Here is a 22,315-nt window from a genome sequence, read left to right as displayed (position 1 = left end):
ATAGGTTAAGCATACCATTTACGATAAAAATAAGCTCTTAAATAAGCTCCTAATTAATCAAAAAGGCTAACGTAATAAATATTAAGAAAGGTGGTCGCTCAAGACGATAATTCCTCCTAGCACTTAAGTACTAGGTTTCCTTATCTCTTAAGTACTAGGTTTCCTTATCTAGCGACTTTTATGAACGATTTGAGCCGGTTGGTAAAATGCCCCGGCAATAATGACTATTAATAGTGCTATAATTTTTTTCATGATTTATCCTTACATATTATTTTAGGTAAGAGACGAGACGTCTATTATTATTAGGTCATAATTTTAGAAAATTTATATAAATGATATTAATATTTAAATATCGCAAATGAATGAGAGCTAATCGAATGAAAAATAAAATAAAATTAATATTCGCCCTAGTATTGTTTGTACTGTTATTCGTTGTTTTAAAACCTACAACTGTAAGTGCAGCAAGTTCAGACTACATTCCAACGGTCTACATACACGGTCATGGAGCTGGTGCTCGATCAACTGATGATATGATCAGTTATGCTCAAACACATTCACATGCAACAAGGGCATTGTTGGTGGTAGTTGATAGACGTGGTGAAGCTCATTTTTATGGAACTATGGACAAAAATACCTATCGTCCAACGGTCCAAGTTGTCTTTAAGGATAATATGAATACTAACTTTAATGTAACAAGTAGTTGGCTTCATGAAATAATGTTGGAACTAAAGCAAGATTACGGAGTTACTAAGTTCAATGCAGTTGCGCATTCAATGGGCAATATGACTCTGTTGTACTATATGTTAAATTACGGGAAAAATAAAAATTTACCTCAATTAAAAAAACAAGTCGATATTGCCGGCCATTATGATGGGATTGCTGGGATCAAAGATAAACCTAATTCCAATTGGTTCACCAAAAGCGGACGCCCAGCGTATATGACATTTGATTATGATCATGTATTGAGATTACGTAAAAAATATCCGAATAAGCAAGTTGATATTCTTAATTTCTATGGGAATTTGGAAAACGGAACTAACACTGATGGTCGAGTTTCTACAGTTTCAGCACGTTCTATCAAATATGTTTTACGTGGAAGATACAAGAGTTATCGACAAGTTAAGATTACTGGTTACATGGGAGAACACAGCATGTTACATGAGAATCCCAAAGTAGATCGAATCATGGGCCAATTTTTGTGGTCAAAGTAATTCTAAATTAGCACTGTACATCCTCGAGTGCTTATTTACGCACCTTTACCTTATCTATTCTATAATATAAGTGTTACAAATTTGAGGAAGGGTGGTTATTTGGAGAATAAGAAAACTGAATTAAAGGATGTTAGTCAAGGTGATATTCACGACTACGATACTATTTTGCAATATTTCAATAACAAACCTGTTGTTCAAGAAAAGAAGGACGTTTATAATTCAATAACATTCGTTACAACAGGTATCATTCAATATGATGGTGGTCAAACTACCATGCTGCATTTGGGAACCTTGCTGAGTCGTGAAGGATATAAAGTTTATTATTTGAGTTATGTTCCTCAATCAAAGAAAGACATGGAAGCCAATGCCCGGTCTAATTATGAGAATTATCAAGGTACTTGCTTGACAATGGATAAGTTGGATTCACATAAATCTGATATTTGGTTGGCCACATTGTGGGAATCAGCGTATGTAATTAAGAATAAATCAGGATATAAAATGTATTTTGTACAAGATTTTGAGCCATATTTTTATCCATTCGGAGATCGGTATCAATTAGCTAAGAAGTCATACGAGTTAGGGTTACACATGATTTCTCTAGGCCCATGGTGTGCTGATATGATCGAGAAGAATTGTGATAATGTCGGAGAAATAGATAAAATTACATTTCCAGTTGATTTGGAACATTATCCTTACAAGCACAGATCTTTGAAGCGTTACGCTAATTCAAATACTTATGAATTGGCGGTTTATACGAAGTGGGACAGCTCACGTCGTGCACCGATCAATATTCAGTTGACATTGATGAATACGCAAGAACTATTAAAAAAAGATGGCATCAAGCTCAATATTCATTACTTCGGTTCTGATAAAGACAAAAAATTTATTAACGGTGATAATTTAGGAAAACTAAATAAACAACAAATGCGAGATCTTTACGATAGATGTGATTTCGGAATTGCTCCATCGATGACGAATTTCTCGTTAGTTCCGTTTGAAATGATGAGTACAGGACTGCCATTTATTGATTTCAAAGAGGGTACAGGTAAGTACTTCATGCCTAAGAATACTTGTCTGAATGTCAATTTTGATGAATATAATCTTTCTAATTTATTCATTGGTGTCAAAGATGATGTTGATTATTTGAAGAGCACTATTGATAATGCTCAGAAGTATCTTCAAACAATTCAATGGGATCATACATTACGTGATTTTGTTAAAATAATCGAAAACATATAGTTTAAGAAAGTGTGACGTTTGATTTAATGTAAATGTCGCACTTTTTTGGTAATGATATAATTGATTAAAATCTACCGCGTGAAGGAGAATTTTTTTGGAAAGCTATTTGAAGTGGATTTTAGAAATTATTATTACTTTTACGGTGGTTCCTTATGTTACAGCTCGGGTAGTGTCTTGGATCGGACATGTTGCTAAAGGGATGTTGGTCAATAACTTAGGTAATAACAGTCAGCTAGTTGTTGGTGGGTTGGGTGTTGTCATCCATGAATTAGGTCATGCAATTTTTGCCTTTATATTTGGTCACCGAGTTACCAAAGTACAGTTATTGAACTTTCACTATAAGAGTTCTGGTGAATTAGGATCAGTTAGTCATTCGTGGAATGAGCGTAATATTTATCAGCGCTTAGGGAACTTTTTCATTGGTATAGCGCCGTATTATATGTGTTCAATGGTTTTATACTTTTTACAGAAGTACTTATTAAATGCTCAAATAAACTTTACTAGTATAGGATCTGATTCTACGATCACTATCAGTGGAATCACGGAATTAGTTTTGAATAATTTGAAGACTTCTTTTTCCAATGGAACGTGGTCGATGATCCTACTTTATTTGATTTTGACTATTATGATTGCTAGTACGGGCTATGATTTGAGTGATGCAGATTTTCAAACTGTAAATAAGGGAATCATACCTTGGGTGATTGTTCAGTTTGTAGTTGGTAATATTTTTATTATTTTAGGTAAGATGGATACTTTAGACAACTACTTATTACAATTCACTAGTTTTTCAGTTTTGTTCATGGTCCATGCTATATTTAGTATGATTTTAGCAATGTTATTTATTAAGATATTAGGAATATTTGATGTTTTTTAGAAAAAAAACGACTCAGCCAATTTTGGTTGAGTCGTTTATTTGTCGTGGCGTTTATGCCATTCTTTGATATATTCAAACCTTTGTTTGAAACGTTTTTCGTTTCCTTGTTCAGTGGGTTCATAGTACTCATGTCCTTCTATTTCAGGAGGATTAGTCTTCATAGTTGTGATTTTGTCTTTAGAATTGTGGGCGTATTCGTAATTTTTACCGTAGTCCAAATCTTTCATCAAGCTAGTTGGAGCATTTCTTATTTGAAGTGGGACGGGTAAGTTGCCAAATTCTTTGATGTCTTTTTCGACGTTCTGATGGGCAACATAAACAGCATTAGATTTTGGCGCAAGTGATAAATAAATCACTGCTTCTGTCAAATGAACGTTACATTCAGGCATTCCAATGAATTGGCATGCTTGAAAGACATCAATGGTCAATGACAAAGCCCTTGTATCTGCTAGACCAATATCTTCACTAGCAAATCTAACGAGTCTGCGTGCGATATAGAGCGGATCTTCACCACCATCCATCATTCTATGTAACCAATATATAGCAGAATCAACATCACTATTACGCATTGACTTATGAAGGGCAGAGATAATGTTGTAATGCTCTTCACCTTTTTTGTCGTAACGCAGTGACTTGGTATTAATAGTTTCACTAAGAGTTTTAGTGTTGATCGTAACTTTGTTATTATCTTTGTCACCGTTGAGTACGGCCATTTCCAAAGTATTTAACGCAGCACGTGCATCACCATTCGCAAATTCCGCAATGATTTCTAGGCATTCGTTAGTTATGTTGATTGTTAAATTAGGAAAGGCATTTTTATTTTTTAAAGCATTATTCAACAATTGGATAATATCATCTTTGGTTAGAGATTTGAGAATAAACACTTTACATCTTGAAAGTAGAGCTGAATTGATCTCAAATGAAGGATTCTCGGTCGTAGCTCCGATCAAAATAATGCTGCCTTTTTCGACGAATGGTAAAAAAGCATCTTGTTGGGCTTTGTTGAAGCGGTGGATTTCATCAATGAAGACGATAGTTCGTTGACCAATCTCGCGGTTCATCTCCGCTTCTTCCATTATCTTTCTTATTTCTTTGATGCCACTAGTTACCGCACTGAATGTAATAAAGTTGGACTTTGTTTTTTCAGCAATGATATGTGCCAGTGTGGTCTTACCGACCCCTGGTGGTCCCCAAAGGATGATTGAAGACAATTTGTCTTCATCGATTATTTCACGTAATATTTTGCCTTTTCCAATAAGCTGTTGTTGTCCAACAAATTCGTCGAGAGAGTTTGGTCTGATTCGATTGGCAAGAGGGGTGTTTTGTTCATTTGCGGCCGCAAATAGTGATTCTTGTTTCATTAGTGCCTCCTTCAATCTATAAATCTAAAAACTTAAAGTTACTTTTTCTCGATCTAAGCCGGGATCAATATAAACGTCATCCAATTTTAATTCGAATACTTGAAGTTTTGGACCGATCAGATCCCAAACCTTTTGATAGTTAGGGACGGTTTCTAAGTACTTAGGTAGTAATTCCTTCATTGTCTTGTCTGAATGTTGAATAGAAATATTTTGAGAGCGGATGTATGGATTACCGATCATGTCACTATTGGGAATACTGATAAAGGCTGCACTTTGGGCTTTGTCATATTCGGCGGTTCCAGCTGCACCTTTAACTGATGAGAAAAATAGTGTGTCAGGTTGATCTTCGAACCAAACAAAATTAACGATTTTGACATTGGCCATGTTGTCGACTGACAAACTCAATGCCATCTTATTAGTTGTTTTAATGACTTCTTTTAGTAGAGATATACTCATCTTTGTACGCTCCTTTGTTGATGTGTCCTAATCCATTAATTATAACATATACGAACGTGCATTCGTTCTGATGAGTACTTAAAAAAGTCGATATTTCGACGTCAATTTTTTGTTTTATCACGTAATTTGATTATAATGAGAAAATTAAAGAGAACCTTAAGAAAAAAATTGTATGATCCTTGAACTAAGCATGCAATTACTGATAATTATTTGTACCAGCTATTGTATAATTACTTCTAAGGAGATGAAACGATGACAAATCCTACACCATATACCTTTCAGGATACTGATGCATTCAAAAGTACCGAACAATTAATTATTAAGGGTCGATACTTTGCCACGATGGTTCCTGATGATTTTAATAAATTTGAACCGGTAAAAAGAAATATTCATAAGATTTTAAATATAAAAAATAAACTATTAGTTCCAGAGTTGATCGATGTTAAGCGTGAACGCATGTCTAAGTCCTTATTTGCTTATTTCCGTGGTACTGCGGATGTCATGCATTACGACTTAGCCAGTCATCCAGATAGTGGGATCAAGGTCATAATTGGCGGCGATGCTCATTTAGGTAACTTTGGTTTTTATGGCTCTTCGGAAGGTCAATTACTCTTTGATATGAACGACTTCGATGAAGCTCATTTGAGTTATTGGGAATATGATCTCAAGCGTTTCCTAGTTAGTGCTCTATTAGTCGCTAGAGGACATGAATTTGACGAGACGGATATCCAGGAGTTTTTACTAGCAGTCATTCATACGTATTTTGATACTCTGAAGCATATGACCAAGATTTCTGAGATGAAAAGATTTATTTTGCCAAATACACTTCAAAATATAACCGAAATATTCGGTGAATTAAAAGATAATGAAGAGTATTTTCAACAATCTTTCGAAAAGATGATTACTAAAAGTATCAAAAAAGCTCAAAAAAGTAATTCTAAACTTGTTATCGAAAAATATACGGAGATCAACGATCTCGGGGAACGTAGATTTATCGAAAACAAGCCCGTTACGCAACATATTAGTAAAGAGGATTTTGATACTTTAGTGGATGGCTATAAAAAGTACAAGAAACACCAGCGCAGTGATGTTAGATTATTCTTGGAAGATTTTGACATTATTGATGTTGTACGCCACAGTGTAGGTGTAGGAAGTGTTGGAACTCTATGCTATTTGATCTTATTGCAAGATTTGGATAAAAACTATTTAGTTCTTCAAGCAAAGCAAGCTTTACCAATTTATAATAATGACGAATTGTATACTGACAAAAAGACCAGTCAAGGTCAAAATATTGTAGATAGTCAATTAATTTTGCAAAGTGCATCAGATCCGTTTCTGGGGGCCTTTGACACAAAGAAATATAGTTTCTATATGCGTCAATTTAAGGATATGAAAACTTCTATAAATTTGGATAAATTGGATTATGAATCGTTCGAAGACTACGTAACAGTTTGTACCATTTTGCTAGCCAGAGCACATTCTCATTCTCCTAATTATCCGTTGATTATTGGATTTGGTGAGGAATTTAAGGATTTAGATAATTCATTGATGAATTTTGTCAATAGTTACACGAAGCAAGTAATGTACGACTATGATTCATTTAAAGAGGAACTAGCTAATGGAAAATAAATATTATAATAGGGATTTGAGCTGGTTGCTGTTCGACAATCGGGTTATTGATCAAGCTTATAACAAGAACGTGCCGTCGTTAGAAAAATTGAGATTTTTGTCAATTGCATCTAATAACCTGGACGAATTCTTTGGTGTAAGATTGCACAATGTACAAACGATGATTGCTAAGAAGCGTGTTGATAAGCGTACCGGTCTCAATGGGATGGAATTGTTGAGTATTATTTACGAATTCAATTCACGAAATATTTCTAAACAATATCAAGCACTTGCGCTGGTATTGGAAGAATTAAAAGAGAAGGGTATTTTTGAAATTCTGAGGTATGATGACTTGGAATTTTCAGAAAAGAATCATGTTAATGATTTCTTCAAGCGGGAGATTGCTGACAAGTTACAGATCCACGAATTTGATCCGAATGAAAAGACTTTGAGTAATCTGAATTTCTTATTATATGGCAAGAATAAGACTTATACGATACCTGTACCCACGGATTTGAATAGAATAGTCGAGACGGGTATTCCCAACACGTTTATTTTGTTAGGAGATTTGATTTACGCTAATCTTGATAAGATTACATCAGGATTGGATATCGAGCAGGCATATGTCTACCGTGTCACGTATGATAAGAACAAAAAATACGATTTCTTGGATGCCAATATGGGTGATGAAGAATATTTGGCAAAGATGACCGACTATGTTAATAATCGTGTTCCAAGAAAGATTACGCGTGTGGAATTTTATAGTCCTGAGCATAAAGGTAGGAGTTTCTTTGCCGGATTGTTTGGTTTGAGTAAGAAGAGTGTTTATGCAATTCCCGGACCATTGGATTTGAAATTCTTGGATAAACTATTTAAACGATACAAGAAACAAACTAACCTGATCTTTCCTTCATTTAAGGGCTTGGATTGGAAACCAACACAAAATATCTTTGAATACTTGAATAAAAAATCGCTTTTGGTTCAGTATCCGTATGATTCATTTGGGGTGTTTTTGCAATTCTTGAAAACAGCAGTAGATGATCCTAAGACGACTAGTATTCAAATGACGATTTATCGGACCGAAAAACAATCTAAAGTTGTAGAGTTGTTGAAGAAAGCAGCTGCTAAGGGAATTGAAGTTAAGGTAGTTGTCGAATTGCGTGCTAGATTTGATGAGGCCCATAATCTTGATGTGGCTGAAGAATTGAAGCAGGCTGGATGTACGGTACATTACGGTGATCGTCTCAATAAAGTTCATGCTAAGATTTGCTTGATCCGTCAAGGTGAATCTAAAGGATACGTTCAAATCGGAACTGGTAATTACAATGCCATTACTGCCAATGTTTTCTCAGATATTAGCTTCTATACGCATAATCAACGTTACGTTAACGATGCGGTGAAATTCTTCGAAGAACTTGAAGGTAAGGGTAATACTGGCTTTGAGCTGGTTGTAACATCGCCGAATGATCTTAAGCGTATGATTTTGAGAAAGATAAAGAAAGCCACTCAAGATTATTTACGTGATGGTAAGGCTGAAGTGTTTATGAAGGTCAATGGTTTAACTGACGTTGATATTATCAATGGTATTTATCGTGCAGCCAGATTAGGTTTGCCATTCAGACTGATTGTTAGAGGCCCTTGTTCACTTAAATTGGGGATTTGCGGTGAAAAGGAAGATATCATCGTTAAGAGTATCGTTGGTGAATTATTAGAGCACAGCCGTATTTATAGATTTACATACGGTAGTGGTAACAGTGAAATATGGATCTCTTCAGCCGACCTCATGACGAGAAATCTGGATCGCCGGGTTGAGATTGCAGTGCCGATCGTTGAATCGAAGCCTAAAAAACAAATGAGTAAGATTATCCAAATGTACTCAAGGGATTCTGCTAATTCTTATTATTTAAATAAGGACGGCGAGTATTTTAAGGGTAAGAAATTATTTAATTTCTCAGCCCAACAAACTTGGTTGAGAAGAATTAAATGGAGAAAATACGTTTAAATTTGTAGTTGTGAATTTAATGAAAGAATAGTTACTTAATGTAAGACGATATGTATAATCTAATATTTGTAGTTTTATGGTCATCGTGAATTCATTATAATTTTCATAGATGGCGTTATATCAATAACTATTTAGTTTTCTTACATGATGATAATAAAATTTAACTTTAAAAAGATTGTCAAATAAAATGATAATCTTTTTTATTTTTCTGAAAAACGATGTTTCGAATACTTACTTTTTCTGATAATTAGCTGTTTAATTAAAGATATAAGTATTTTTATGTTTATTGGAGGAGAATGTTTTGAACGAATCACAAAAACGTACAATGGTAACAATTGCTCTTTTGCTATCCAATATTATGACCGGTATGGATGCAACGATTGTTAATACTGCATTGCCAGCGATTACTGGTGATTTACACGGCTTGGCGTATATGGGTTGGATCGTCGCTACTTTCTTACTAGGGTTAGCAGTTTCAACACCTTTGTGGAGTAAATTTGGTGAGCATCAAGGTAATAAAAAGGCCTATATTTATTCGACAGTACTATTTTCTTTAGGTGCAATCTTTCAAGGAATAGCGCCTAATATTCAATGGTTTATTATCGCTAGAACCGTGATGGGAATCGGTGGTGGCGGTATGAATACCATTCCGTTTATTGTTTTTGCGGAAATATATCCCAATTTACGTAAAAGATCACAAATGATTGGTTTGGCAACAGCCTTCTTTAGTACGGCTTCAATTATCGGTCCTCTGATCGGTGGTTGGATCGTTGATGCACTGACTTGGCGTTGGGTATTTTACTTAAACGTTCCAGTGGCTTTATTATCAGTTTCAATTTTGATTATTTTTTATAAGGATTCAGAACATGATGCACAAGGTAAGCCGGTCGATTATTTAGGGGCAACCTTGTTAGTAGTGGGATTAGTTGCCATATTGACTGGTATTCAAATGATCGGTGCTTCGTCGATCGTCGTGGTAGCAGCCTTATTGATTCTCGGTTCACTGTTGATTGCTTGGATGATTAGAGTGGATAGTAGAGTAGTCGATCCGATCGTTCCTAGTCGCTTGTTGACGAATAAGAATTTAGTGATCGATTTTGTTTTATTTGTGATTATCTGGGGTTCGTTCATAGCCTTTATTACATACATTCCAATGTGGGCCCAGGGTATTTTAGGTTTAAGTGCACTGTTAGGTGGTATGACACAAATCCCCGGTGCAGCCACAAATATTATTGGTTCAGAGTCGGTTGCTTTCTTGCAGACGAAGTGGAGTAAATATTTGATCGTTACTGTCGGTACGATTTCCATTCTAATTGCCTTTATGATTATTCTTATATTTGGACAACAAACTCCTTTTTGGTTATTGTTAATAGCAGGAGGCTTCGAAGGCTTCGGAGTCGGAACAATCTTTAATATTTTACAAGTGAATGTTCAAACGGATGCTGAAGTACGTGATATTCCTACGGCGACTTCATTAGCCTACTTATTGAGAATTCTCAGTCAAACATTGATGTCATCAGTCTATGGTGTGATTTTGAATCACGCCTTGATGCGCGGAGTTAGGGATTCGCATAATACGATCACGATGAAGATGCTTAATCATTTAGGAGATGCTAGTAAGGCTAAGCAGTTGCCACAAAATTTAGTTCCAGCAATGAGAAAAATTTTGTATAGTGGATATCGCAATATTATGCTTACAGGATTGTTATTGATCGTTATAGCGTTAGTCATTGTTGTAAGCATGCTCGTTCGTTTTCGCAAGCAATCCGTTCCTGAACAAGCCAATAACTAGAAGGGATGTTGTGTATGCAAACAAGTGCTGTTGTAATTGATAATTATGGAGATACTAGTGAGTTTCACGATAAGATAGTTGAAATTCCCGAATTGAAACCAAAACAATTGTTACTCAAAGTAGCTGGTAGTTCAGTGGCGCCATTTGATATTTCGGTTCGTAAGGGAGTTTTCAAAGATGACTTTACGCTGACAATGCCAGCTATCACGGGAACAGATGTGGTTGGTGAAGTTGTAGATAAAGGATCAGCTGTCGATAAGTTTGAAATTGGTGATATAGTTTGCGGCATGGTTGGTGTTAAGGGATTTGGATCTTATTCTGATTACGCCATACTTGGTCAGAGCAAAGCAGCCAAGGTACCTGTATCAGTGCCGATTCAAACGGCGGCAATTTTGCCGATGACTGCTATTCCAGCATATAATGCCTTGTTTGATTTAGGTAAGTTAATAGCTGGTGAAAAGGTGTTGATTCACGGCGGTGCCGGTGGAGTTGGGTCTATGGCAATTCAATTGGCAAAAAATGCCGGTGCAATCGTGTATACAACGGCCAGTGCTCGTAATATCGATGATTTGAAAAAACTAGGTGCTGACAAAGTTTTGGATTATCATTCTGAACAATTTGAAAAAGTGTTATCTGATTTGGATTTGGTAATTGATACAGTTGGTCGTGATACGTATAAGCATAGTTTTGAAGTATTGAAACCTGGTGGCCGATTAGTTTCATTGGTTGAAGATCCAAATGAAGACTTAGCTCAGAAGTATAATGTTAATGCCATGTATTTAAGTGGCAAATTCGCTAATCCATTGGAAAAGGTTATTGGTTTGGTCAATGGTGGCAAAATAAAATTGAATATTCAAAAAGTATTTCCACTTAATGCAAAAGGTGTTAAAGATGCACAAGATTATTACTCCAATAATCATGTATTTGGAAAAGTTGCTTTGATTAAATAATAAAAAAATCGTCGAATTCAAATTTTCGACGATTTTTTAATTTACCTGACCGTTTAGCCAGTGTAATAAGATATCAGCGACGACTTTTTGTTGATCATTGTTACTGATCTCAGCTTTATTGTCACCTTTTTGTTTACCGTAACTACCAAATCCAGCATGATTCCCACCATTTATTTCAATGTAATCGGTAGATTTGGGTAGTAGTTTTTTAGCCCTTTTGTAGTTTGACTTGTTGAGGACGCCGTCATTGCTAGCAGTAATAGAAAGGACTGGCTCCTTGATGTTTCTCAAGTTACCTTTTTTCTCAGGATAACTTGCTAAGAAGAATACACCACGAAGCTCTTTTTTATTTTTAGCTGCGTATCGTGCCGCCATTGTGCCTCCTAGAGAATGACCTCCAATTATGTATGAGTGGTTGTTTTGCACTCTCTTGGCCGCGTTAGCGTCGACAACTGCAAGATTAAGAGGGAACTTAGCAATGTAGACAGTGTAGCCATTCTTTGCCAGAATAGATGCCCAGATGCTGTAACTTCGTGGTTCCACCAGTGCACCGGGGTAGAAGATGATCACCGGTTTACTGTCATCACCTTGAAACTTGTATGTATCGTCTATGAATGTACTATTCTCGGCAGCTTCATAGGCGGCCTTAGAAGGTTGATATTCGATTTGTTTGGCAATCAAAAAAGCCGCACTGACCAGTACGATTAATGTTATAGCAATACCGATTATCAATTTAAAGAGTTTTTTCATCTTGCTCATTTCCCCATTTGGAGTTTCTAACTTTATGTTTATATTGTATTATCTTGTTTTGCTTTAAACAATTGAAATACATTATTTGTGAAGAAGTGGTTTGTTATAAAATATTTTGTAAAATATGCTCAATGTATAATATTTTTGAAATCATTAATAGAAAAATATCATTTATTGATAAATCAAATAAAAGAGGCGTTACTAGTAAAAATACTAATAACGTCTCTTATTTTTGTGTCTATCCATTGGGCAAGTAGGGTTCGAACCTACAAATTGCGGATTCAGAGTCCGCTGCCTTACCGTTTGGCGATTGCCCATTAATGCTTAATGATTAACAATAAAATATTAATAAAAAACAATGCCAAAGTCAAGTTAAATTATGTGAAAAAATTGGTTAATAATGGTATTTAATAATGATTCTTGTGTTATCTTTATTATGGGAGTGATAAAAAATATTTGTGAGGTGAATATATGGACAACAGCGAGATATTAGTAACTACAACTGAACATATTCCAGGTAAAGAATATGAGATTATCGGTGAGGTGTTTGGATTAACAACTCAATCGAAGAACGTAGTCAAGAATATCGGTGCTGGCCTTAAGAACATCGTTGGCGGTGAAATTAAGGCATACACTGAGTTATTGTCTGAAGCTCGTGATATAGCTATCGAGCGTTTAAGACATAACGCATTAGGAATGGGAGCTGATGCCGTGGTAATGATGAGATTCGATTCGGATTCAATTAGTGCCGACATGGAAACAGTCGCTGCTTACGGTACTGCAGTAAAATTTAAGTAAGGTGAGAGTAAATGTCATTAGAATATAACAAAAGTTCTCTTTCAGCTTGTACAAGCATTTTGATAGGTAAGAAGGCCACAATAGATGGCTCAACTATTATCGGAAGAAACGAGGATTCACAGGCTTCATGGCCTAAGCATTTTGTGATTCATGAACATAAGGAATTCGACGATGATCAGAAGTTTGTTTCTCAAGCCAATGATTTTTCAATGGATCTACCTAAAACTCGCTTTAAATATTCAGCTACTCCTGAATGGACTTTCAAAGAAGGCTTATTTGAGGAAGATGGATTCAACGAATATGGTGTAGGGATGAGTGCGACAGAAAGTGCTTATTCTAACCAACGTGTCTTAGGAGTTGACCCACTAGAAGAGAACGGTATCGGTGAAGAAGCAATGATCACCGTAGTTCTACCATATGTAAAAACAGCACGTGAAGGTGTTTTGAGATTAGGTAAGATAATCGAAGAATACGGAACTTGCGAAACAAATGGTGTTCTTTTCTCTGATAAAAATGAGGTTTGGTATTTTGAAAGTGGTTCAGGTCACTATTGGGTTGCACAACGAATTCCCGACGACAGCTATGCCGTTGTTGCCAATCAATTAGCAATTCAAGAAGTTGACTTTAACGATGCAGATAACTTCATGTTTAGAAGTGATCTACAAGAATTTGTTAACGATAATAGTTTGAATCCAGATCCTAAAGGTTTCAATTTTAGAAATATTTTTGGAACTCATGATCTATCGGATGAGATCTATAGCACACCACGTGTATGGTGGGGTCAACAACAATTTTCAGGTAAAACTGATGAAAGCCCTGAAAGTGAAGAACTATCCTTCATCAAAAAGGCAAATCGGCTATTAAGCGTCGATGATGCACAAGATTATCTAGCATCACATTACCAAAAGACTGAATTCGATCCATTAAATAACGGCGCCAACAATAAACGTTATCGTCCAATCAGTTTGGCAAAGACTCAAGAGTCACATGTCCTACAGATTAGACCGGATATGGATCCAGAAGTTGCTTGTGTCCAATGGATCGCTATGGGTGTGGCTTCACAAAGTATCTATGTTCCATTCTACATGGGTATCACAGATACTCCTGAAGAATACAAGATCGGTGAATTGCCATATGATAGCAAGTCAGCTTATTGGACATACAAGTTAGCTGGTGTCTTGTTAGATGGTCATTACAAGGAGCTTGGCAAGGATTACCAAGCTAAACAAAAAGATATTAATATCACTCTTCGTAACATGTTACGTGACTTTGATATGAAAGCCTTGAGCAAAGACTCTGAGGAATTACCTGAATTTTTAACTGAAGCGTCATTTAAGATGGCTAAGACGTCACTTGATGCTTACAAAGAATTAATTGCACAGTTAATTACGGACTCGACTAATTTTTCGCCTCTGAACTTTAAGACAGATATGAATTTATAAATATTTGAACTTTGAAATAATAATAAGGGGATTATAAAAATGGATGATGGTAATTCGACCAAGAAGACTATTACATTATTTGGTTTAATAATGATGATTTTCTCGGCGATTTTCGGATTCGCTAACACAACTGTTGCTTATGAACAGATGGGATTAGCAAGTATTATTTGGTACGTATTTGCGGCCGTATTCTTCTTCCTACCCGCAGGATTTATGATGGCTGAATATGGATCTGCCTTTAACGAAGCAAAAGGTGGTATCTATTCTTGGATCGAAGGAGCCGTGGGACCAAAGATTGCCTTCACTGGTACATTTATTTGGTTAGCTTCTTGGGAAGTTTGGCTAGTTTCTACTTCGACAAAAGTTTGGATTCCATTAGCAACAGCCTTTGCAGGTCATGATACAACTCAATCATGGGGTATGCTTGGACTAAGTGGAACACAAGTTATTGGTATTTTAGGACTACTATGGATCATCTTTGTCACAGCATTCTCCAGCATGGGAATGGATAAGATCTCTAAAGTTTCTAACTTTGGTGGAATCATGACAATCGCTCTAAATGGTATCTTCTTCATTTTGAGTTTGATCTTATTATTCACAACAGGATTCCACACAGCAGAACCTATTACAGGTATGGATACATTTATTCATTCTGCTAACCCTGCATTCGCTTCACCAATTGGTATGGTTTCATTCATCGTTTATGCTATCTTCGCATATGGTGGTATGGAATCAATGGGTGCCGTTACTGATAGTATGAAGAACCCTAAACGTGATTTCCCACGTGGTATTTTGATTTCAGCTGTTGTTATTGCTATTACATACTCACTAACAATTCTTATGTGGGGTATTAGTACTAACTGGAATCAAATCCTTGGTAAGTCAAACGTTAATTTGGGTAATATTACATATGTCATGATGAGTAACTTAGGTTACCAATTTGCTACAAGTATTGGTTGGAGTCATGCGGCTGCAATTACTACAGGTCAATGGCTTGCTAGATTTACCGGTTTTGATATGTTTGTCTTGTACATGGGAGCATTCTTCGTTCTAGCATACTCACCATTGAAGTCATTTATCTTAGGTACACCAAAAGATTTCTGGCCTGAAAAGGTTACTAAATTGAACAAACATGGTATGCCAGCTAATGCAATGTGGATTCAAGCTGCTGTTGTTGGTATCATGATTATTCTTATTGCCTTTGGTGGTAGAAATGCTAAACAACTATACAATGTTCTAACATTGATGGCTAACGTTTCTACAACAATTCCATATCTATTCTTAGTTGGAGCATATCCATTCTTCAACATTAATGATAAAATTGAAAAACCCTATGTTTTCTTTAAGAATAAGAAAGCCATGTGGACAGTTTCAATTGTAGTATTCGTTGTTCTTGCACTTGCAGTTATCTTCACGTTGGTACAACCAATCATTGAGCATGCATACATGGATGCCTTCTGGACTATTATTGGACCAGTTGTCTTCGGTGTAATAGCATTGTTGATGTTTGATAGATATGAACGTAAAGAAAAGATCAAGCAAGCAGAAGCAAGTGATTCAGATGCTAAATTAAATTAGGATAAAAATTAAGGACAAAACTCAATTTGAGTTTTGTCCTTTTTTTATTGTCTCATTATTTAACTGGATGCTTATCAGTAAGTGCTTTAGTACGTGCATCTAATTCCTTAAGCTTATCGGCATCGTCATGATACTTGATAGCTTCAACAATGATCTGTGCAACCTCGGCACAGTCATCTTCATCAAATCCACGAGATGTAATTGCAGGTGTACCTAAGCGAAGTCCTGAAGTGTACTTAGGTGGCAATGGGTCGTTAGGAATGGCTTCCTTATTTGATGTGATGTGGATACTATCAAGCAAGTCTTGCACTTCCATACCATTCAATTCTGTTTCAGTAAGAACTACATTTAGCAAGTGGTTATCAGTACCACCAGTTAGAACTGATAGATCTTCTGAGTCATTAATAACTTTTGCCATTGCAGCAGCATTTTTAACGACTTGTTCCATGTAATCTTTGAATTGAGGTTGTAGATCTTCCCCAAAGGCCACAGCCTTAGCAGCGATAACGTGTTCCAGTGGTCCACCTTGTGTTCCAGGGAAGACAGCTGAATTGATCTTCTTGCCTAGTTCTTTCTTGGCAAGAATCATACCACCACGAGGTCCTCTAAGGGTCTTGTGTGTAGTTGTTGTAACAATATCAGCGACACCAACTGGAGTAGGGTGTAGGCCAACCGCAACTAGACCAGCGATATGTGCCATATCAACCATTAATAAGGCGCCAACTGAGTCAGCGATTTCTCTAAACTTGTTGAAGTCAATGATACGACTGTATGCGGAAGCACCAGCAACTATCAACTTAGGTTTAACTTCTTCAGCAATTTTTTGGACGTTATCGTAATCGATGAATCCTTCGTCGTTAACACCGTATGAATGGAATTGATACATCTTACCTGAGAAGTTGACCTTGGAGCCGTGTGTTAAGTGACCACCAGCATTAAGATCCATTCCTAGAACTGAATCACCAGGTTTCAAAACAGCTTGATAGGCTGCAGCATTAGCTTGAGAACCTGAATGAGGTTGAACATTGACATATTCAGCGTTAAATAGTTTTTTAGCTCGGTCAATTGCTAATGTTTCGATTTGGTCGATATACTCACAGCCACCATAGTAACGACGGCCTGGGTAACCTTCAGCGTATTTGTTTGTCAAGACAGAACCTTGAGCTTTTCTCACGTTGTCAGAAACGATATTTTCAGAAGCAATCAATTCGATATTACGGTTTTGACGATCTTCTTCTTTACCGATTAAATCAAAAATTTCCTTATCACCTGAACTATATTGCATTCAAAACATCTCCTTAATTATTATTAACCACACTAGTACCGTCGGAATAATTAATTGTTACTCCTTGTTCAATGTTGAAGATATAAACATTGAAAGAAACTTGTCCATCAGCATTTCCTTGACTATCAAGTGATTCAGCCATCATCTGAACACCTCTAGCAACTAATTCATTACCACGATAAATCGGTTTAACACGATATCGGATGAAATTGTTTGGATTTTGTTTCAAGTAATAGGCAATATCGTTCTCATGTTTTAACATTTCCGGAGAATTAAGTGACCTTGTACCGGTCATTAGATTCTTCGGATTATTATTTTGACCAGATAATTGATATCCAATCAAGTGAGAACGATTGTACAACCAACCACTTTTTAACTTCTTATTGTGCCATCCTGTTGGATTCACGTATAAAGGTTCACGTTTAGCAGTTGGCATCAAACTCTTGCTCAATAGGGCGTCAGCCTGGATCGCACGGTTTAGATTATCTAAGTTAGCGAAACTTTGCCAAGCACCATTGGCGATACTCAAATCCGACTTGGTGAATGTAGGCTTATTATCGTTGACCTCTATCTCTTGTTGATTTTGGTAGTTTAAGTTTGCCAAATTGGTAGATGAGTTGGTCGTGACCTTTTCTTCTTGCCTAGGATTATCTCCCGAATTCGGTGAGTTACCTTGATAACTCTCGTAGACTCCAGAACCACCAACAACGACCAGCAACAGTCCTAATGAAACTAAGCGATGATGAGTTCGTTTCTTTGGTTTGGTCATAAATGTGGTAAATAGAACTATGACCCCTAACAGGATCAGTAATAACATATACATAAAATTTCCCCTCAACTCAAAGATCTATAAAAAAATCTTCAATTGTCATTTTATCATAGAACAATCGTATTTCTTAGTTAGAACGCCGGTAAATTAGTAATTCGATAATGAAATAAAAAAGATTCAATCATTGTTGATTGAATCTTACATGAAAGTTTTCTTCAATGCCGCAATACGGTCATCCAATGGGGGATGAGTATCGAAGAGGCCTGAAAAATGTTTTTTCTTTTTATTAGGATCGTCAATATATAATGCCGAACTAGCATCGTCAACTTTTTTCATCGGTTTGGTACTGGCTTTGAGTTTTTCAAGCGCATTGATCAAACCTTGAGGATTCCGAGTTAATTCTGCTCCAGAAACATCAGCTAGGTACTCACGGTTACGAGAAATAGCTAATTGTACGAGGCTAGCGATGAATGGGCCTAAGATCATGAAGACGATACCGATAAGCCATAACGCAGCTCTAACGGCTAACCAGCCGCCATTATTAGAGTCACGGTCGTCCCTATCAAAAGGTAATACGAATCGATAGGCATTGCCGATCAAATAACTGAGAAAGATGATGGCTGAAGAGAGAGCTAGTGAAATAGTAGAGACTCGAATGTCATAATTCTTAACATGTGAAATCTCATGAGCAAGAACTCCTTCTAGCTCTTCACGGTTCATCATCTTGTACAAACCGCTAGTTACAGCGACTGCAGCGTGTTGTGGATCTCGTCCAGTCGCAAAGGCATTGGGACTATCATCGTTAATGATATAAATCTCAGGTAGAGGAATACCCGCAACCATAGAGAGATCTTCGACAATGTGCCAAAGATCGGGTGCTTCTTCTGCGGACTTTAATTTTTTAGCACCATTCATCTGCATGACGATGCTGGTAGATTGAAAGTAAGTTATTAACGTATAAACTAGGGCAACAACCAGAGCAATAATAATACCACCCCAAATGTTGTCCATAAAGAAATCGCCAATGAAGCTTCCAATACCAGCGAGAATAATGAAGAAAATTGTAAAAATCAAATATGTTTTACGTTTATTTCTATCAATTTGCTGGTAGATCATAATTTAACTCCCTAGAATTTAACTTTAGGGGCTTCTTTTTCTGCTTCAGGAATTTGCAAGAAGTCCATTTCCTTAAATCCATGAATTTTTGCAACAATATTACGTGGAAATGTTTCTAGTGCAGTGTCATAAGCTTGTACTTGGCTATTGTAGGCTTGACGTGCATAGGCAACTTTATTTTCAGTGTTGGATAGTTCTTCCATTAACTTACCGAATTCTTGATTAGCCTTTAAATCAGGATAATTTTCAGCTAGGGCAAATACTTGTCTCAAGACACCAGTAAGTTGATTATCAGCGTCGACCTTCTCTTGAAGTGAATCAGCGTTGGCAACACTATTTCTAAGTTCAACTACTTTGGATAGAGTTTCCTTTTCATGAGTAGCGTATCCCTTGACTGTTTCAACCAAGTTAGGAATAAGATCTGTACGACGTTTTAATTGAACATCGATCTGTGAACTGAATTCACGAGCACGATTACGGTATTTAACAAGACCGTTGTACATCGATGCATAAGCAATAACAAGTAAAACTATAATAACGACAATAATTATTGTGGTCATAAATTTCTCCTTTAGTTTTTAATTAACCCAATTCTAACATAACTACATATGACAGCATATATTTCAAACTTATTGACGTATTGGATATTTAGACGCAATTACTATTTGAATGATTTAAAATAATTTATAATTTGTTCGATAAAAGAAATATAATTATGAAGTGGTTTTTCGAGAGGTGCAACTATGAAAAATAAAGTAAAGGTATGGTTGATCTCAATTATTAGTGTTGTCATATTAGTTCCAACGTTACCAACGATATCCAGTAATGCGGATGATACAACTAGTGCGAATGAATCGACTGATACTAGCCAGAATATAGATCAAGACGAGTTTGCAAGCAGAGTCGATAGTTTATTAACTCAAAAAGATTTTTCAGGAACTATTTTAGTTATTAAAGATGGCAGGGTACTTTACGAGACTAGTCGAGGATATTCTAACTTTGGTAAGAAGCAGATGAATACTGAGCATACTGCTTATGAAATCGACTCAGTTCAAAAATCCTTAACCGCTGCTCTTCTGATGAAACAAGTTCAAAAGGGTAAACTCAAGTTAAGCGATAAGTTGTCAAAGTTCTATCCATCAGTTCCCGGAAGTAAGAAGATCACGCTTCGTCAAATGTTGGATATGAAGTCAGGTTTGATAATGGCCAATCAGATCGGTCCAGCTTCAGTGATGTCAGATGATCATATATTGAATAATGATATTAAGAAATTACATTTTTCTAGACTTTATTACAATAGATGGTTTTATTCGCCGATCAATTACAACCTATTAAGTGGAGTATTGGAGAAGGTCACTGGTAAGTCATATCGTTATCTTTTTACGAGGACATATATCGATAAATTAGATTTAAAGAATACGATCTTTGCATATGATGAATCTCCACAAGTAGACAAAGCAGCGGGATACAGTAATGTTGATCCGTTGTCACCGAAGGCCAATTATCACAACTTCTTTAGAACCAATCGTTATTATACTTATGATGAATTGGGAACTGGGCAAGTTTATATGAGCGCAATGGATCTTTATAAAGCCGAGCATTATATTGTAGCTGGGAAAATGCTAACAAAAGAATCCAAAAAAGAATTGTTCAAGGCTGGTACTAGCAGCCTGTATGGTGGTGGATTCTACAACGGCAACGATAATAAATTTGCCAATGGTTGGGGCTATGGCTTCCAAACGGTGATTCATATTTCTGACAATGGTAAGAATTCAGTCATTGTCTTGGAAAACTATCAAAGATTAGCGGCTGATATTAAGCCGACTGCTTCACAAATATACAGTATGGTAAATAATAATTAGCTATTTGCATGCAAAACGTGTATCATTGATTGAGCAGGTAGCCTACCTGCTTAAGGGTCATCTTACACATTCCAAAGTTTTACTGTAAGATGACTTCCAAGACTTTCTGTCACGGATTGATGGAAGGTCTTTTTTTGTACAATTTTTTAATTTGGTGTAACTTAATCATGAGGAGGATTTTATTCATGTATAAATTAAATGATGGTCAAATGATTCCGGAAATTGGTTTCGGAACATACAAGTTAAATGGTAACAAAGGTTCTCAGAGCATCGTTTCAGCAATTAATAATGGCTATCGTATGATCGATACGGCCTATAATTATGAGAATGAAGGTGCTGTCGGTCGTGCTATCGAAAGTACATCGATTCCACGGACTGAGCTTACTGTAACGTCTAAATTGCCTGGTCGTTATTATCACTATGATGACGCGATTGAAAGAATCCAAGAATCGTTATATCGAACACATTTGGATTACTTCGATGTTTATTTATTGCACTGGCCTAATCCTAAGCGTGACATGTACGTTGAAGCCTGGAATGCGTTGATCGATGCTCAGAAGTTCGGCTTGGTCAAGTCAATCGGTGTCTGCAATTTCTTGCCAGAATACTTGGATCGTTTGGAAAAAGAAACTGGTGTTGTTCCAGCTATCAATCAAATTGAATTACATCCATACTTCAATCAAAAAGATATGCGTAAATATGATTCTCAACACGGGATCGTCACAATGGACTGGAGTCCGCTTGGACGTGCCAGTTCTGTACTAAAAGATCCTAACTTGATCGAATTAGCTAAAAAGTATAACAAATCAGTTGGTCAATTGATTCTAAGATGGGAACATCAACTTGATACCCTGCCAATTCCTAAATCTGCTAATCCAGGTAGACAGATGGATAATATCGATATTTTTGATTTCAATATATCTGATGAAGATATGCAAAGAATCAATGGATTGACTAAGGCTGACGGCAGAGTGAAGGATCAGGACCCAGCAGAATATGAAGAATTTTAATTGAAATTATTGTAGTAATTAGAATTATTTTTTTGACAACAATTTGATAAATCCCGTATTTACACTGTAAATACGGGATTTATTTTGTATAAAATAATATTTCAAAATGTCATAAATAATTATTCAAAAATAGAATCAAAATATTCATATATTTTTATTGTAGTTTTAAGGTAATGGAACTATATTGTAGATGTAAACACTTGCAGTACGTG

General features: G+C 36.2%; 19 protein-coding genes and 1 tRNA gene. 12 read left to right on the top strand and 8 right to left on the bottom strand.

Annotated elements, in window-relative coordinates:
• Window positions 1–377: 377 nt before the first annotated feature.
• The 3 genes from U8519_RS03585 (at window position 378) to U8519_RS03575 (ending at window position 3,324) form a co-directional block, all read left to right on the top strand.
• A complete protein-coding gene (locus U8519_RS03585) occupies window positions 378–1,211 on the top strand; it encodes an alpha/beta hydrolase (protein ID WP_334328948.1) in 834 nt (277 codons plus the stop codon).
• A gap of 99 nt (window positions 1,212–1,310) precedes the next feature.
• Entirely contained in the window at window positions 1,311–2,450 is a 1,140-nt protein-coding gene (locus U8519_RS03580) for a glycosyltransferase family 1 protein (RefSeq protein ID WP_334328947.1), read from the top strand.
• Between the two features lie 94 nt (window positions 2,451–2,544).
• On the top strand, window positions 2,545–3,324 hold the full coding sequence (locus U8519_RS03575) for a hypothetical protein (RefSeq protein ID WP_334328946.1): 780 nt from the start codon (window positions 2,545–2,547) through the stop codon (window positions 3,322–3,324).
• A 35-nt stretch (window positions 3,325–3,359) separates the two neighbouring features.
• Here the strand turns inward: U8519_RS03575 and U8519_RS03570 are convergent, their stop codons facing one another.
• Window positions 3,360–4,685, bottom strand: a complete 1,326-nt coding sequence (locus tag U8519_RS03570; RefSeq protein ID WP_334328945.1) for a replication-associated recombination protein A — start codon at window positions 4,683–4,685, stop codon at window positions 3,360–3,362.
• A gap of 24 nt (window positions 4,686–4,709) precedes the next feature.
• Window positions 4,710–5,141: a pyridoxamine 5'-phosphate oxidase gene (locus U8519_RS03565; protein WP_334328944.1), complete on the bottom strand. Its 432-nt coding sequence runs from the start codon at window positions 5,139–5,141 to the stop codon at window positions 4,710–4,712.
• Window positions 5,142–5,393: 252 nt separating this feature from the next.
• Here U8519_RS03565 and U8519_RS03560 point away from each other — a divergent pair, with 252 nt between their 5' ends.
• The 4 genes from U8519_RS03560 to U8519_RS03545 all read left to right on the top strand — a co-directional run bounded on the left by U8519_RS03560 (window position 5,394) and on the right by U8519_RS03545 (window position 11,493).
• Window positions 5,394–6,770 carry a DUF2252 domain-containing protein gene (locus U8519_RS03560; RefSeq protein WP_334328943.1) on the top strand — a complete coding sequence of 459 codons (1,377 nt, stop codon included), beginning with the start codon at window positions 5,394–5,396 and terminating at the stop codon, window positions 6,768–6,770.
• Window positions 6,760–8,751 carry a polyphosphate kinase 1 gene (gene ppk1 / locus U8519_RS03555; protein WP_334328942.1) on the top strand — a complete coding sequence of 664 codons (1,992 nt, stop codon included), beginning with the start codon at window positions 6,760–6,762 and terminating at the stop codon, window positions 8,749–8,751. The genes U8519_RS03560 and ppk1 overlap by 11 nt, the downstream gene beginning before the upstream one ends.
• 301 nt (window positions 8,752–9,052) lie before the next feature.
• Window positions 9,053–10,543 (top strand): MFS transporter, encoded by a 1,491-nt coding sequence (locus tag U8519_RS03550; RefSeq protein ID WP_334328941.1) that lies wholly within the window; start codon window positions 9,053–9,055, stop codon window positions 10,541–10,543.
• Between the two features lie 14 nt (window positions 10,544–10,557).
• Window positions 10,558–11,493 carry an NADP-dependent oxidoreductase gene (locus U8519_RS03545; RefSeq protein ID WP_334328940.1) on the top strand — a complete coding sequence of 312 codons (936 nt, stop codon included), beginning with the start codon at window positions 10,558–10,560 and terminating at the stop codon, window positions 11,491–11,493.
• A 36-nt stretch (window positions 11,494–11,529) separates the two neighbouring features.
• Here U8519_RS03545 and U8519_RS03540 read toward each other — a convergent pair whose 3' ends face one another.
• Together U8519_RS03540 and U8519_RS03535 are read right to left on the bottom strand one after the other, a co-directional pair.
• Window positions 11,530–12,243, bottom strand: a complete 714-nt coding sequence (locus U8519_RS03540) for an alpha/beta hydrolase (protein ID WP_334328939.1) — start codon at window positions 12,241–12,243, stop codon at window positions 11,530–11,532.
• 245 nt (window positions 12,244–12,488) lie between these two features.
• A tRNA-Gln gene (locus U8519_RS03535) sits at window positions 12,489–12,560 on the bottom strand.
• 154 nt (window positions 12,561–12,714) lie between these two features.
• Between U8519_RS03535 and U8519_RS03530 the strand changes: the two genes are divergently transcribed.
• From U8519_RS03530 to yjeM, 3 genes are read left to right on the top strand one after another with little or no spacing between them, the layout of a single operon-like run.
• Window positions 12,715–13,041 (top strand): heavy metal-binding domain-containing protein, encoded by a 327-nt coding sequence (locus U8519_RS03530; RefSeq protein ID WP_334328938.1) that lies wholly within the window; start codon window positions 12,715–12,717, stop codon window positions 13,039–13,041.
• An 11-nt stretch (window positions 13,042–13,052) separates the two neighbouring features.
• Entirely contained in the window at window positions 13,053–14,483 is a 1,431-nt protein-coding gene (locus tag U8519_RS03525) for a C69 family dipeptidase (protein WP_334328937.1), read from the top strand.
• Window positions 14,484–14,522: 39 nt separating this feature from the next.
• Window positions 14,523–16,061, top strand: coding sequence for a glutamate/gamma-aminobutyrate family transporter YjeM (yjeM, locus tag U8519_RS03520; RefSeq protein WP_334328936.1), 1,539 nt, complete (start codon window positions 14,523–14,525; stop codon window positions 16,059–16,061).
• A 55-nt stretch (window positions 16,062–16,116) separates the two neighbouring features.
• Here the strand turns inward: yjeM and glyA are convergent, their stop codons facing one another.
• From glyA to U8519_RS03500, 4 genes are all read right to left on the bottom strand, one after another.
• A complete protein-coding gene (gene glyA, locus U8519_RS03515) occupies window positions 16,117–17,346 on the bottom strand; it encodes a serine hydroxymethyltransferase (protein ID WP_334328935.1) in 1,230 nt (409 codons plus the stop codon).
• A gap of 13 nt (window positions 17,347–17,359) precedes the next feature.
• Complete coding sequence (locus tag U8519_RS03510) at window positions 17,360–18,169, bottom strand: DNA/RNA non-specific endonuclease (RefSeq protein WP_334328934.1); 810 nt, start codon at window positions 18,167–18,169, stop codon at window positions 17,360–17,362.
• A 144-nt stretch (window positions 18,170–18,313) separates the two neighbouring features.
• Window positions 18,314–19,231 carry a zinc metalloprotease HtpX gene (gene htpX / locus U8519_RS03505; protein ID WP_334328933.1) on the bottom strand — a complete coding sequence of 306 codons (918 nt, stop codon included), beginning with the start codon at window positions 19,229–19,231 and terminating at the stop codon, window positions 18,314–18,316.
• Window positions 19,232–19,242: 11 nt separating this feature from the next.
• A complete protein-coding gene (locus tag U8519_RS03500) occupies window positions 19,243–19,791 on the bottom strand; it encodes a LemA family protein (protein ID WP_334328932.1) in 549 nt (182 codons plus the stop codon).
• Between the two features lie 183 nt (window positions 19,792–19,974).
• Here U8519_RS03500 and U8519_RS03495 point away from each other — a divergent pair, with 183 nt between their 5' ends.
• A complete protein-coding gene (locus U8519_RS03495) occupies window positions 19,975–21,093 on the top strand; it encodes a serine hydrolase domain-containing protein (RefSeq protein ID WP_334328931.1) in 1,119 nt (372 codons plus the stop codon).
• 185 nt (window positions 21,094–21,278) lie between these two features.
• Complete coding sequence (locus tag U8519_RS03490; protein ID WP_334328930.1) at window positions 21,279–22,103, top strand: aldo/keto reductase; 825 nt, start codon at window positions 21,279–21,281, stop codon at window positions 22,101–22,103.
• Window positions 22,104–22,315: the final 212 nt, after the last annotated feature.

Source organism: Companilactobacillus sp. HBUAS59699, from assembly GCF_036913575.1.
In the GTDB taxonomy this organism is placed as follows: domain Bacteria; phylum Bacillota; class Bacilli; order Lactobacillales; family Lactobacillaceae; genus Companilactobacillus.
Note: the sequence above shows the minus strand (reverse complement) of the source record. Positions and strands in the feature narration are given on the sequence as shown.

What these genes read in the sequence shown, in the direction of transcription:
- U8519_RS03585 (WP_334328948.1), top strand. Translation starts at nt 378, where the DNA reads ATGAAAAATAAAATAAAATTAATATTCGCCCTAGTATTGTTTGTACTG.
- U8519_RS03570 (WP_334328945.1), bottom strand. Translation starts at nt 4,685, where the DNA reads ATGAAACAAGAATCACTATTTGCGGCCGCAAATGAACAAAACACCCCT.
- U8519_RS03565 (WP_334328944.1), bottom strand. Translation starts at nt 5,141, where the DNA reads ATGAGTATATCTCTACTAAAAGAAGTCATTAAAACAACTAATAAGATG.
- U8519_RS03560 (WP_334328943.1), top strand. Translation starts at nt 5,394, where the DNA reads ATGACAAATCCTACACCATATACCTTTCAGGATACTGATGCATTCAAA.
- ppk1 (WP_334328942.1), top strand. Translation starts at nt 6,760, where the DNA reads ATGGAAAATAAATATTATAATAGGGATTTGAGCTGGTTGCTGTTCGAC.
- U8519_RS03545 (WP_334328940.1), top strand. Translation starts at nt 10,558, where the DNA reads ATGCAAACAAGTGCTGTTGTAATTGATAATTATGGAGATACTAGTGAG.
- U8519_RS03540 (WP_334328939.1), bottom strand. Translation starts at nt 12,243, where the DNA reads ATGAAAAAACTCTTTAAATTGATAATCGGTATTGCTATAACATTAATC.
- U8519_RS03530 (WP_334328938.1), top strand. Translation starts at nt 12,715, where the DNA reads ATGGACAACAGCGAGATATTAGTAACTACAACTGAACATATTCCAGGT.
- U8519_RS03525 (WP_334328937.1), top strand. Translation starts at nt 13,053, where the DNA reads ATGTCATTAGAATATAACAAAAGTTCTCTTTCAGCTTGTACAAGCATT.
- yjeM (WP_334328936.1), top strand. Translation starts at nt 14,523, where the DNA reads ATGGATGATGGTAATTCGACCAAGAAGACTATTACATTATTTGGTTTA.
- glyA (WP_334328935.1), bottom strand. Translation starts at nt 17,346, where the DNA reads ATGCAATATAGTTCAGGTGATAAGGAAATTTTTGATTTAATCGGTAAA.
- U8519_RS03510 (WP_334328934.1), bottom strand. Translation starts at nt 18,169, where the DNA reads ATGTATATGTTATTACTGATCCTGTTAGGGGTCATAGTTCTATTTACC.
- htpX (WP_334328933.1), bottom strand. Translation starts at nt 19,231, where the DNA reads ATGATCTACCAGCAAATTGATAGAAATAAACGTAAAACATATTTGATT.
- U8519_RS03500 (WP_334328932.1), bottom strand. Translation starts at nt 19,791, where the DNA reads ATGACCACAATAATTATTGTCGTTATTATAGTTTTACTTGTTATTGCT.
- U8519_RS03495 (WP_334328931.1), top strand. Translation starts at nt 19,975, where the DNA reads ATGAAAAATAAAGTAAAGGTATGGTTGATCTCAATTATTAGTGTTGTC.
- U8519_RS03490 (WP_334328930.1), top strand. Translation starts at nt 21,279, where the DNA reads ATGTATAAATTAAATGATGGTCAAATGATTCCGGAAATTGGTTTCGGA.